Raw genomic sequence first — 13,132 nt, forward strand, 5'->3', positions numbered from 1 at the left:
GCTACTATAAAAAACGGAAACATACTTGAGGATGTTTTTAGTTCCTCTTGTCGATTGCTGTATACGGCACTTATTAAAATTTTATACTCATCATTTTCTAGCAGAAAGAAGAATTTGTCCTGAACCGTAAGGAAATTATTAAAAAGCTGACTAAGATATCACAGTAACTATACATCATAAAGACCTTTCTATCACCGTAAAAGAAAGGTCTTTTTTGAGAATGTAAAACACATTTTTTCTTATATGTACCTCTTAAAGTAAACTTTTTAAAGTTTAACCCGTTCTACTAACTGCAGCAATTCATCATTAGGTCCGTGAAATAAAATCATACGACCGCCTTCAAGTGTTGGCTGAGGTTCCGGTGATAAAAATTCAATTCCTTTGCTCTTATAATGTTGAATTGCCTTATTTATATTTTCTACCGTAAAGGCAAGGTGGTTAACAATCCCGCTTTTGTTATACTCTCCAATCGGATCAATATCTCGAATGAGCTCAATTTCAATACCCGGCTGTTCTTCAAGATACAAAAAAGCCATCTCTCTCTTTTCGTTAGAGCCTTGAAGGCGAACTTTGAAGCCAAACATATCACAGTAGTAGTGAATCGTTTCATCCATATTTCCAACAATAATTGCTGTATGTTCCATTTTCTTAATCATCCATCTTCTCCCTTTCCCCATGTTTAGTAAGTACAAGTAAACTATACAACAATTTAGGCAATATGTATTTACATATGTAAAGAAATTCAAGCACTCTATCAATGAGTCGGCTACGAGTTGAAAAATAATAAACAAAAAAACAAACCCAATTGGTTTGTTTTGATTACATATTTATAGTCAGTCTCTGTTTCAACAACGTTCGATAAGCCATGTTTTGTACCTTTGTACTGCAAACGATTTTACTCTCGTACTCAGGCGGTAATCATCTATCTACGATTACACATGTAACCGTCCGTCTCTCCGTTGAATTCCTTAGAGACAGTTCCCCTACCATTGTTTGGGTTTCTCGCTCGTGGGGTTTACCGCGTTCCACCTTTGCTGTTTCCAGCAAAGCTTCGTCACTGTGGCACTTTCAGGGATACTCGACCATATCCGAGGACTTAGGTGGTTTTTCCCGCCGTCAGCTAAGCTATAAGCCAAGCTGCCCTAGCTTATTTTTTCACTAGGCACGAACACTACGGGCATCTCAGCACCGTGCGAGCATGGACTTTCCTCTACATCAAATGATGCAGCGATTACCTGAACGTTATTTCAGATCGTGTATGAGTAGTATATGCGTTTTAGCTTGCCGAATCAAATGTAACTTTTGGTATGGATTCCATTTCAATTTTTGCAGCAAATTAAATAAAATAACTTGTTTCTGTACAATCTTTTTAATAGATGAATCACCAGCAAGCCAAGAAATATTCTCTTCATCCATTTCTACGGGGGATACTTTGTTTCTTTGTAGAATATTTTATACACTACATGAAAAAGGTAACAGAGGTGATGAAAAATGAACGCTGATTTAAAATTTGATTTTCATACCCATCACGACCGATGCGGACATGCTCGCGGAACGATTCGAGATTATATAGAGGCATCTATTGATAAAGGCCTTGATATCATTGGGATTTCCGATCATTCTCCTTATTTCGCAAGCGAAGAAGACCAGCCGTAGCCTCACATTGCGATGGGAAAAAGCGCATTCTCCGGATATGTAGCTGAGATTTTGAAACTAAAAGAAGAATATAAAGAAAAAATTGAAGTGCTGTTAGGCGTAGAGTCTGATTTCTTTCCCGATCATGCAAAAATATATCGTAGCTACTATGAAAAATATCCGTTTGACTACATAATCGGCTCTGTCCATCAAGTTGATGAAGTCAGCATCTTTCATAAAACGCGCTGGGAAGGCCTTTCTCAGCAAGAAAAGCAGCGCACGAAAGAAACGTATTATCAATTGATCGAAGAATCCGCCCGAAGCAGAATGTTTCAGATTCTTGGCCATATTGATGCCATGAAAGGATTCTATCCTTCTTTTTCTTCTATCGAGACAGCTGTTATTGATCAAACGCTAAAAGTGATTTCAGCACATGACATTGCCATAGAAGTGAATACATCAGGCAAAACCAAAGACTGCGGAGGCTGGTATCCTGCAGACGATATTTTGGAAAGAGCTCTGCACTACGGGGTACGCATGACATTTGGCTCCGATGCTCATGATCCGGAGCGCATTGGCGACGACTTTGAACTCGTAAAAAAGCGCCTTAAAGAAATCGGCTTTAAGGATTGGGTCTTTTTTAGACAGAAAAAAATGCAGGTGACACCTTTGTAAAACAGTAAACTTAAATACAAATATGCCTGAAGACACGCAGATGAAGGAACATCCCGTGTTTTCAGGCATGTGTTTTTTACCGAGAAACTTTGACTTTTGTAGCTCAAGATAAATCTTCTCCGTTCGTTTCAATTACTTGTTGTTTAGGCACCATTTTTTCATCGTCCAGACCTATCCTTATAGTCCCTCTACTATCTCCAACACTACTAATTTCCTGCATAAAATAACCACATTTCATTTCAATTGTGCTACATTTAACTAAAAATGATTTCTTAATGAGGGACACGATTGTGAATTTAGATTTAACAGCTTATATAACGCTTATCTGTACGTCCGGTGTTCTTAATTTATACTTGTGCTTTTACGTGTTTATTAAACGTCACCACTACAGCAATATTGCGCATTTATTTATTCTTCATACAGGTTTCACCGCTATTTATTGTATGGGTGCAGCCTTTAGCTTACTATCTGTTAATCTTGAGGAAATGAAATTTTGGACCGTCGTTCAATACGTGGGCATGCCTTTTTCGCCTCCTGCAGGGCTGCTGTTTGTTATGCAGTATGTCGGCATAAAGGTAAGGAAAAAGCATATTTTTGCGCTTTTCATCATTCCTTTTATTAGTTTGATCATGGTCGCAACAAATGACTGGCATCACCTTCATTACCGCGTGTTTGAAATTGACCCAGTTTTAGGTGCTCCTTACATTCATCAAGAAATTGGACCATGGTATACGATTCACGGCATGTTCATCTTTTCGTCTATGTTCGTTGCTTTTTTGCTCGCCGTTTACCGCTGGAAAGAAACAGCCAAAGCTTACCGCCTGCAGTTAATTGCATTAATGGTCGGGCAATTAGTCCCTATCGTCACAGCTTTTGTCTATTTAATGGGCTTTACGCCGCAGGGAATTGATCCAGTTCCTATGGTTTTATGGGTTTCTTCTTTTTTATATTTATGGTCCATTAACTCATCCCGTATGTTTACAGTTATGCCCGTTGCGAAAGATGCGATATTTAACAGCATTAATGACGGTGTTATCGTGCTTGATGAAGCTTACAGATTAATTGAATTTAACTTAGCGTCGAAGAACATGTTTCCGCAGCTGAAAAAAGCGATGTTTGGAAAACGGTTTGCTGATATTTGGTTCACGCTATCGGGCAGTTCATTTCCTTTTACATTCGAAAATAAAAACAGCAGTCAAGAGCTGCAGCTTTTTTTCGCGGACCAATCTCAGTGTACGTATCAAGTTCGCACCTCTCCTTTGCAGTATGCTAACAACAGTCACGGGTTGCTGCTTATTTTTACGGATATCACGGAGCTAAAAAGACTTCAGCTAAAGCTTGAAAATCAAGCTTATTACGATGAGCTGACGCAAATTTATAACCGCAGGGCATTTTTTCAGCACAGCAAGCAAGCGTTCGAAGAAGCAAAAAAGTCTGCATCTTCTTTTACGCTTCTTATACTTGATATTGATTATTTTAAAAAAGTGAACGATACGTATGGTCATTATACCGGCGATCAGGTGCTTGTACATGTCGTAAAAGCCTGCCAGTCCGTATTACCGCAAGGAGCGCTTTTTGCTCGGTACGGCGGTGAAGAATTTGTACTCACGCTAAAGGGCTATACATCATCAGAAGCTGAGGTCCTTGCCAATCAGCTTCGCAGGCACGTTAAGACTCAGCCCTTACGTATCAATGAAGAAACCATTTCTGTTACGCTAAGCCTTGGAGTAGCCCAAGCAGCAAAACAAGAAAACGACACGTTGGATGACCTTTTAAATAAAGCAGATATTGCTCTGTACGCTGCCAAACAAAACGGACGCAACCAAGTACATTTGTATGAAGAGAAAAAAGAAATGCTAAAAAGAACCTGAACATCATTGTTTCGGTTCTTTTTGCTTTTGACTAATATTCTTTCATTTATCAAGTAAAAGGGCTAAAAGACTTGATTTTGTTTATGTATTTGAAAACCGCTCATCTTATAAACTGTATGTAGATCAAAAAAAGGAGAGATAGAGATGAAGATTACACATATTCGAAATGCTACTTTACTTGTTGAATACGAGGGAAAAACGTTTTTAATTGATCCTATGTTAGCGGAAAAAGGAACTTACCCCCCTTTTTCAAATTCGATCAGACAAGATCAAAACAACCCTTTAGTGAACTTACCGATATCCGTTGAAGAAATTATTGCTGATGTAGATGCGGTTATTGTTACTCACCTCCATTTAGACCATTTTGACGATGCCGCTAAACAGGCATTGCCAAACGATATCAAAATGTTCGTTCAAAATGAAGAAGATGCCGCAGTAGTAAAAGAAGCTGGTTTTAAAAATGTAGAAGTACTTACGCAAAACACGGTTTTTGAAGGCGTTGAATTAATCAAAACAAAAGGCGAGCACGGAAGAGGAGAAATTTTAAAGCGTACTGGTTTAGTGTGCGGCGTTGTTTTTAAACATAAGAGTGAAAAAACCCTCTATGTAGCTGGAGACACGGTATGGTATGCCGCTGTTGAAGAAGAAATCAACACCCATCAACCGGATGTCATTGTCGTAAATGGCGGTGATAATCAGTTTTTAGAAGGCGGTTCTCTTGTAATGGGGAAAGAAGATATTTACGAAGTATACAAAGCAGCTCCTAAGGCTACGATTATTTCTGTCCATATGGAAGCTGTAAACCACTGGACGCTATCAAGGGAAGAATTAAAAGGCTTTATCAAAGAAAAAGACATGACATCTCACGTCTTTGTTCCAGATGATGGCGAGGTTTATATTTTTAAGTAGAAGAGATTGAGACATAACAAAATCATTCCAATGTAAAGACGGACAAATGAGATCGCATGAATCGCTCGCTTATGACACCGCCGTTGATTTCCGTGCAAGACTACGCTTTCCGCGGGCGACAGATGAGCCTCCTCGTCGCTTGCGCTCCTGCGGGGTCTCATCTGTTCCGCTTTTCCCGCAGGAGTCTTCGCCTTGCCCTCCAATCTACGGCTAGAAGTAACTAAATTGAGTAAACCTACCTTCCCTCTGCCAATAAAAAATTCGACCGATTCATCGTTCAGGTCACCCTTCAACTAACATACTTTTGCCCCAGCCTCTTTTTATAGCCGTTTCATTTATCAAGTAGTAGTCGTAGTAGCAACCGCTGAAGTGCTCGCAATAACCGCTAGCATAGCCGCTTGCTGAGCTTGAATAATAGTTTCAATCGTTGTATAGATGCCCGTTTCGACCAGTCTAGAATCCTTCAGCTTTTCACTGATAACCAAATTAACCGCCAGCATAACATTGATGTCTTTCTGCCATTTAAAAAGTTTGTCTGCGTTTAGCTGTTTCACTACTTCATGGATGGTTTCAATTTCAGTTTCTGGTTTTTCAAATAGTGCTAATAAGCCAATGACCGGGTAATGCATCGCTTTCACTTTGATACCTGCCGATTCACAGGCTTCTTTTACAGATACGCATATTTCAATAAGGGTATCCGCATGTAGGTTTTTATCGATTGCGAGAATATGACTTAAAAATTGAAGGTCATTTCCTTTTTTAAATCCATGCTGCCCTAATGTGGTATAGAAGTGTTCAATTTCATGCATCAAATCATCAACAGACTCGCTCGTTTCAGCTAATAAAACGGCAACAGGTACATCACCGCTTGATGTAAGGAAGAGATGCTTTTTTTTCATGCCTTGATAAATTTCTACTGACCTTCGAACCATTTCTTTATGACTTCGACTTGACTCATTCGACAGCATAGCGGAAGCCGCGATATACGTAAATGCGCCTCTCGTAAACCCGCCTTGTACCAATTGATCATATACATCCAGAAATACATGAAACGTTTCTTTTGGATTCTCATAGCAGGTATCTAGCATGGCTGCAATCGTAAACCTCTGCGATGATTTTAATGTAGAAAACATTCCTACTTGATTTTTAATATAGTCACTTAACTCAATATAAGGCTGAAGCTGAAGCGATTTGCCTTTCACTGCATACATAGAAGCGATAGCCATAAACTGCTTCGGATCTGCCACTTTCCATTTGAATTCATTTTTTAAGCTGATATAAAAACCTCTATACTGATCTACTTTTTGTTGAATCGTTTCCGGTAGCATATCAACACGTCCTTTATTCGTCGTTAGCTTATATACGCAGCACTTCAATAAAAGTTTCAATATTTGGTAAATACGCCGTGCATTTATGACAATACGAAAAAGACCCCCAAATATTCCGAGGTCTTTTTCATTCAGTTCTACCTATTAACCTCTTCCCGCTTGGAAAGAAGGATATTTTGTCATACCGCCATCAGCAAATAGTGTAATACCTGTTACGTAGCTTGCTTGTGACGATGCTAAGAATGCTGCAACTGAGGCAATTTCTTCCGGATTGCCGATGTAGCCCATTGGAATCATGCTTTCTACGTCTGCACGCTGTTCCGGATCTGCGAATTTTTCAGCGTTGATTGGCGTATCGATCGCGCCTGGTCCAATGTTATTTACGCGAATACCTTTTGGCGCATATTCAAGAGCCAACGTTTCCGTCATTAGCTTCATACCGCCTTTACTTGCTGCATAGTGAACAAATAGTGGCCAAGGAATCATTTCGTGAACGCTGGACATGTTAATAACGTTTCCTTTAATGTCATTTTCAACAAAATATTTAATCGCTTCGCGGCTTCCTAAAAATGCGCCCGTTAAGTTTGTATCGATTACTTGATTCCAGTTTTCTAATGATAATTCGTGAGAAGGAACCGGGTTTTCAACACCTGCATTATTAATCATAACGTCTAATGTGCCAAATTCTTTAACAGCTGTCTCTACAAGGTTCACAACGTCTTCTTCTTTTGTTACGTCGCCTCGAACAATAATTGCTTGACCGCCAGCTTGTTCAATTTCTTTTTTTACTTCTAGCGCTTCATCTTCATTGCTGCGGTAGTTTACAACCACTTTTGACTGCTCTTGGCCAAAACGAACGGCCATTGCGCGACCCAACCCTTTTGATCCACCTGTTACAACTACTACTTTATCTTTTAAATCTGTATACATCTTGAAGTCCTCCTAATTTTTCTGCCTGATATGTCTTGCTATACTGTACTAATTATAAATACAGTTTAGGTTTTAAAAAGAGAATAAACATTTCTCTATCTCTTCTTTCTTAAACTGTCATTCATTTAAAAAGTAACAAATTCACTTTTCCCTCTTTTCGTTACTTATCGTAACTAAGAGAAATAAAGTAGTCAAACTTTTTGTTTTATCATTCTTATTATTTATTTTTATCACTTACTCTCTTCATCTCTATTCCCCGCAGGATATGGTTTCACACTTCCCATTAACCCCACTTCAAAAGTTTAAACTTTTTCCCTTGCAATTCTTAAATCAATGTATTATATTGTTGATGTATCAATTATTGATATGTCAAACAATTGTCCGCAATCGAAAATATGAGAATGACAATAAATAAGTTTAACGCCTAAAAAGAAAGGAATAATGACTATGACTACAAAAGACTTTAACGAAATTGCTTTAAAACGCCGTTCAATTAAAAATTATGATCCTTCAGTAAAAATCAGCCGTGAGGAAATGGAGGAAATTCTTACAGAAGCTATGCGCGCTCCTTCTTCTGTTAATATGCAGCCGTGGCGCTTTGTTGTAATTGAAACGCCGGAAGGCAAAGAAAAATTAGCTAAACTTGCGAAATTTAACAGTGAACAAGTTCATACATCTTCAGCTGTTATTGCCGTGTTTGGTGACATGAACAACGTCGAATATGCAGACGAGATTTTCGGAAAAGCAGTAGAGCTTGGCTATATGCCTCAGGACATTAAAGAACAGCAGCTAAATTTCTTTAAGCCGATCTACGAAAACATGCCAAAAGCAGATATGAAAGACATCGTGCTAATTGATTCAGGTCTTGTATCTATGCAGCTTATGCTTGTTGCTCGCGCTCACGGATATGATACAAATCCAATCGGCGGATACGAAAAACACTTAATCGCAGAAGAATTCGGTTTAGATAAAGAACGTTATCTTCCAATTATGCTTATCTCAATCGGGAAAGCGGCAAGCGAAGGCCATGCTTCTTACCGTTTACCGGTCAATACGGTTACAACTTGGAAATAAGCAGCAGCTATTTCTGTTCATTGAATAAAGAGTTAAAAATGTGAAGTAAAAGGAGATTTTCTGATGAATAACTATCAAGAACTGACAAAAAAACAGCTTTCATTCTTTAATAGCGGTAAAACAAAAGACGTTGCGTTCCGTATCGAAACGCTAAAGAAATTAAGAGAACTTGTTGTACGTCATGAAGACGACATTTTAAAAGCAGTAAAAGCTGACCTTAACAAACCAGAATTTGAAGCAAAACGTGCAGAAGTTGGTCTTGTGCTAAGCGAAATCGACTTTGCAGTTGAGAATCTTGCAGAATGGACAGCGGCAAAAGAAGTAGAAACACCATCTACTCACGCAGGAGCAAAAAGCTACATTTATCAAGATCCATACGGTTTAGCTCTAGTGATTGCACCTTGGAACTATCCGTTCCAACTTGCTGTATCACCAGTAGTAGGCGCGATTGCTGCAGGTAACTGCGTGGTGTTAAAGCCTTCTGAATTAACACCTCATACGTCAAGCCTTCTTGCTAAGATGTTTAATGAAAACTTCCCTGAAGAACACTTGACGGTAGTCGAAGGTGAAGTGGAAACAAGCACGGCTTTACTAAAAGAAAACTTTGATTACATCTTCTTTACAGGAAGTACAATGGTCGGCAAAATTGTGGCAGAAGCTGCTGCTAAACATTTAACGCCTGTGACGCTTGAGCTAGGCGGAAAAAGTCCTACAATTGTACACGAAGATGCAAATATTGAAGAAGCAGCAAAACGCATTGCGCGCGGTAAATTTGCAAATGCTGGTCAAACTTGCGTAGCGCCAGACTACATTCTTGTTCAGCGAAATGTAAAAGACGAGCTCCTAGCTAACCTAAAACAAGTCGTAACAAACACGTACGGCAAAGATGTTTCACAAAATCTAGACTTCCCTCACGTAGTGAGCGAAAAGCATTTTGATCGTCTTAGCAGCTTCTTAACAAACGGAGATATTGTTTTTGGAGGCAAAACGGATCGTTCTCGTCTGTTTATTGAACCAACTGTTCTTGATAACATCTCATGGGAAGACAATGTGATGCAAGATGAAATCTTTGGACCAATTCTTCCAGTCATCGTATACGATGAAATCTCAGAAGTAATCCAAGCAATCGTAAAACGTCCAAAACCATTAGCACTTTATCTTTTCTCTGAAGATGAAGCAGTCCAAGATCACATCTTAAACAGCGTGTCATTCGGCGGCGGCTCTATCAATGATACGATTAACCATATGACGTCTCACTACCTTCCATTTGGCGGCGTTGGTGACAGCGGAATGGGTGCGTATCACGGAAAAGCAAGCTTTGATACATTTTCACATGCTAAAAGCATCTTAAAACGTTCAAATAAATAAAGAAAAAGCCGAAGTCAGCGTCTGACTTCGGTTTTTTTATTCCTTCATCTGTTTGGCGATTTGTTCATATTGCTCTTCTTTTTTTGTAGAAACCGCTAAATCACAAAGAATATGCAAAAAGTACTTTTTATCTTGAACAAATAAATACTCTTCTTCAAAGCCTTTAGAAATGTATACAGCAAACTCCCAAATATCGTCGTAATAAGCCGGTCCAATGGCCTCAGCGAGATTTCCAAGCGTTTTGAGCAGCTCCATCGTGATGATAATATTCCGTCTCGCATAGTGCCGGATATTAGCGAATCCATCATATAAAAAGTCCTCAAATTTTTTATCAGGAATCACCATTCGTATCACGCCGCTGTCATCCACTAAATAAGAAGAAAATTGACTAACTTCACAAATTTCCCGAAGAATATCGCTAATTTGATGAATGGAGTTAACCGCCGTTTTGAAATCATCATTCCCCAGTGATTTAACTGCCATCTCCACAAACTTCGTAATGATATACGTAGTATCTTGAATATCAGTCTGAGATTTCCCTACATGGATATATTGGTGAAAGACGGTACAATCCATTTCATCGTGCTCTGTCGAATCTCTATGCCAATAATAAAACAATACGGTTCCGCTGAGCACATAATCCCCTACTTCACGCTCCATTTTTATAACTAAATTATGCTCTTTGGCGCAGTGAATCAATCGGCTGTAGTTCAGCGTTTGAATATAGCCGGATGTTTGAATACATACCGGCTTTTTCTCTCCTTCTGGAAAAGAAAATTGTTCGCTATGACTAGACTTTGTTCGGTGAATCTCCAGTTCCTCTCGAATCGTTGTCTTAATCGCTTTTATGGACGCTGTTTTCATCGATTGAGTCATATGATTTACTTGCAGCCACCTAACAGAATGATTAATAAAGTAGACAAACGTGCCCGCACTAAAAACAGACAGGGCTGTCGTCACAAACGGAATCGCAAAATATCCGTTTACTTGAGAGCTGTTTAAAAATAAAAACACAAAAAGTGTATACAAAAAACTCCCTATGAAAATACCCAGAATTCGCTGAGTAGACTTAGAAGAAGCAAAGTTCTTTAACACGCGAGGAGAAAACTGAGCTGCAAATGATGTAAATACAACAAGCATTAAGTTGAAGGTAAACGTCGTAATCGATAGAATTCCCGGCATAATCGTACTTACTAACGTATTGGTTAAATCCATGTTGATTGAAAAAAATGAAGGAACCTTCTCTCCTACTTTGCAGTAATAGTCGAGAAACAGCGTCAGCGCAGCTAAAAGAACAGAAAAAAAAGCATAAATTAAGGGACTAAACCATATTTGACTAGTCAATTCATCTTTAAAAGCACGAGGAGAAAGCTGTTTCCTTGCCGCTATCCATCTAAATGTATTCATATAAAACCTTCCTTTTTATTTGTAAATCTCTAGCTTTTTTCTTAGTTCCCTTAATTTTTCTAATTATGCTTATATAATGGAAAAAATCTATTTTTTAAGGTATAACTGTACAAAGAAAAAAAAGAGGTTGAGACATACCTAATTAATTCGATTTAAATACGCACAAATAGGATACATGAGCTGGACCGCTTGTGACACCGCAGTTGATTTACGTCCAAGACTTCGTCTTGCCCTTCAATCAACTGCTAGAAGTAACTGAATGAATATATGAAAGCTATGTTCACCACGCAAATAAAAAATCCAAACGCGTCGGATTCTCAATCAAGAATCCATCTCGTTCGGATTTTCTTTCAAGTAACCTAATCTTATCTCAGCTTTTTTTTACTCTTATCTTTTTACCAGCCCCGGCTCGCTCCGCCGCCTCCAGAGCTGCCGCCTCCCCCTCCGCGAGGACCGCTGCCGTTGCCACCGCCACCGCCTCTTCCTCCAAATATGACAAGGAAGTTTAGCAGAAATTGCGTGATCGCTCCTTTAAAAAAGACGAAGTCTAGAATAAGTAAGCCCACAATAACAGCTGCAATCAGCAGCGTTTGAAGAGTTGTTAAATGAACACCGCTATCAGAGGGCGGAGATGCTTTTGGCACTTTTTGTTCAAAATCTGTTCCTAAATCATACTCTTTCACCACTTGGTTATAAACAGCTTTGTATGTGCTTTCTAGCGCCGTATCGTATTTTCCATTTTTCAAGTTAGGAATAGCATAAGAATCTAAAATTTCTCCCGATTTGATATCGGTGATAGCTCCTTCTAACCCATATCCTACTTCGATTCGGATTTTTCGTTCTTTTTTAGCGAGCAAAATAAGAACGCCATTGTTCAGCTTTTTATCACCTAGTTTGTACTTTCGAAACGCTTCATTCGCGTACTCTTCTACATCCGCATCACCTAATGAATTCACGGTAAGAATCGCTACTTGAGCTTTCGTTTCATCATCCAATTTTCTGCCCATTTGGTTTATTTCAGCTTTTTCCTGATCGTTTAATAAATGAGCAAAATCTTGAACGTAAATATCGCCTACCGGATTTGGAATATCAGGTGCAGCAAAAGCAACGCTTACCATATTACATAAAAGAGACAATAATAAAGCAAACGAAGCAAGAAATTTCATCACTTATCGCTCCCAAAATCAACTTTCGGCGCTTCTTTTTCTTCATTTGTTACTTCAAAATACGGTTTTTTTTCAAAGCCGAACGTACCCGCTAACATGCTTTTAGGAAATCTCTTAACTGATTTATTGTATTTCGCAACTTCATCGTTATAGTCTTTACGTGCTACAGCGAGTCGATTTTCCGTTCCTTCTAAACTATCCATTAAGCTTCTGAAGTTTTCATTCGCTTTTAAATCCGGATATTTTTCAACCACTACGAGCAGGCGGCTTAATGCGCCGCTTAACTGTTGATTAGCATCAGCTTTATCTTCAGGAGTTTTCGCTCCCGCTAGCTGCGCTCTTGCCTGAGTGACTGAATCAATTGCTTCCTGCTCATGCTTAGCATAGCCTTTGACCGTTTCGACTAAGTTCGGAATTAGATCACCTCTTCTTTTTAATTGATTATCTATTTGGGAAAATTTATTATCTACATCTTCCTCTGCGCTAACAAGGCTATTGTAAGAGCTCACTCCGTAAATTACAACAAGCACTAACACAATGATCGTAGCGATCAAACCTTTGTTTTTCAATGTACTACCTCTTTTCTTCATCAAAATTATGTATCTACTTACTAGTACGAATCATACCCTAAAAAGATTCATTTTTTACCAATTTTATTTGTATTGCACGTCTAAGTAAGACATCTCCTAACAATCAATCCCTCTATAAGGTGAAATACTTTTCTCTACCTAGTCTTTCTATCAATTAGCACATGTAACCCTTCTCGATT

10 protein-coding genes, 1 other RNA gene and 1 pseudogene are annotated in these 13,132 nt (G+C 38.8%); 5 read left to right on the forward strand and 7 right to left on the reverse strand.

Annotation, left to right across the window (positions count from 1 at the left end):
- Positions 1-266 precede the first annotated feature (266 nt).
- Together OK414_RS17965 and rnpB are read right to left on the reverse strand one after the other, a co-directional pair.
- On the reverse strand, positions 267-656 hold the full coding sequence (locus tag OK414_RS17965) for a VOC family protein (protein ID WP_205661662.1): 390 nt from the start codon (positions 654-656) through the stop codon (positions 267-269).
- A 198-nt stretch (positions 657-854) separates the two neighbouring features.
- An RNA gene (rnpB, locus tag OK414_RS17970) (RNase P RNA component class B) lies at positions 855-1,243 on the reverse strand.
- A gap of 248 nt (positions 1,244-1,491) precedes the next feature.
- Between rnpB and OK414_RS17975 the strand changes: the two are divergent.
- The 3 genes and pseudogenes from OK414_RS17975 to OK414_RS17985 all read left to right on the forward strand — a co-directional run bounded on the left by OK414_RS17975 (position 1,492) and on the right by OK414_RS17985 (position 5,090).
- Positions 1,492-2,310: pseudogene (locus tag OK414_RS17975) on the forward strand (histidinol-phosphatase).
- Positions 2,311-2,600: 290 nt separating this feature from the next.
- Positions 2,601-4,181 (forward strand): histidine kinase N-terminal 7TM domain-containing protein, encoded by a 1,581-nt coding sequence (locus OK414_RS17980; protein ID WP_263045291.1) that lies wholly within the window; start codon positions 2,601-2,603, stop codon positions 4,179-4,181.
- A gap of 144 nt (positions 4,182-4,325) precedes the next feature.
- On the forward strand, positions 4,326-5,090 hold the full coding sequence (locus tag OK414_RS17985; protein WP_205661665.1) for an MBL fold metallo-hydrolase: 765 nt from the start codon (positions 4,326-4,328) through the stop codon (positions 5,088-5,090).
- A 338-nt stretch (positions 5,091-5,428) separates the two neighbouring features.
- Here OK414_RS17985 and OK414_RS17990 read toward each other — a convergent pair whose 3' ends face one another.
- Entirely contained in the window at positions 5,429-6,418 is a 990-nt protein-coding gene (locus OK414_RS17990; RefSeq protein WP_263045292.1) for a DUF4003 domain-containing protein, read from the reverse strand.
- Positions 6,419-6,562: 144 nt separating this feature from the next.
- Positions 6,563-7,348, reverse strand: a complete 786-nt coding sequence (gdh, locus tag OK414_RS17995; protein WP_034650269.1) for a glucose 1-dehydrogenase — start codon at positions 7,346-7,348, stop codon at positions 6,563-6,565.
- A gap of 447 nt (positions 7,349-7,795) precedes the next feature.
- Here gdh and OK414_RS18000 point away from each other — a divergent pair, with 447 nt between their 5' ends.
- Positions 7,796-8,422: a nitroreductase family protein gene (locus OK414_RS18000; protein ID WP_034655063.1), complete on the forward strand. Its 627-nt coding sequence runs from the start codon at positions 7,796-7,798 to the stop codon at positions 8,420-8,422.
- Positions 8,423-8,485: 63 nt separating this feature from the next.
- A complete protein-coding gene (locus tag OK414_RS18005) occupies positions 8,486-9,790 on the forward strand; it encodes an aldehyde dehydrogenase (protein ID WP_263045293.1) in 1,305 nt (434 codons plus the stop codon).
- Positions 9,791-9,826: 36 nt separating this feature from the next.
- Here OK414_RS18005 and OK414_RS18010 read toward each other — a convergent pair whose 3' ends face one another.
- From OK414_RS18010 to OK414_RS18020, 3 genes are all read right to left on the reverse strand, one after another.
- Entirely contained in the window at positions 9,827-11,197 is a 1,371-nt protein-coding gene (locus tag OK414_RS18010) for a DUF2254 domain-containing protein (protein ID WP_013084090.1), read from the reverse strand.
- A gap of 395 nt (positions 11,198-11,592) precedes the next feature.
- A complete protein-coding gene (locus OK414_RS18015; RefSeq protein WP_016766607.1) occupies positions 11,593-12,363 on the reverse strand; it encodes a TPM domain-containing protein in 771 nt (256 codons plus the stop codon).
- The gene (locus OK414_RS18020) at positions 12,363-12,932 is read right to left on the reverse strand and encodes a LemA family protein (protein ID WP_263045294.1); all 570 of its coding nucleotides are present in this window, start codon (positions 12,930-12,932) and stop codon (positions 12,363-12,365) included. Before OK414_RS18020 ends, OK414_RS18015 begins: the two co-directional genes overlap by 1 nt.
- Positions 12,933-13,132: the final 200 nt, after the last annotated feature.

Source organism: Priestia sp. JV24 (assembly GCF_025910025.1).
In the GTDB taxonomy this organism is placed as follows: domain Bacteria; phylum Bacillota; class Bacilli; order Bacillales; family Bacillaceae_H; genus Priestia; species Priestia megaterium.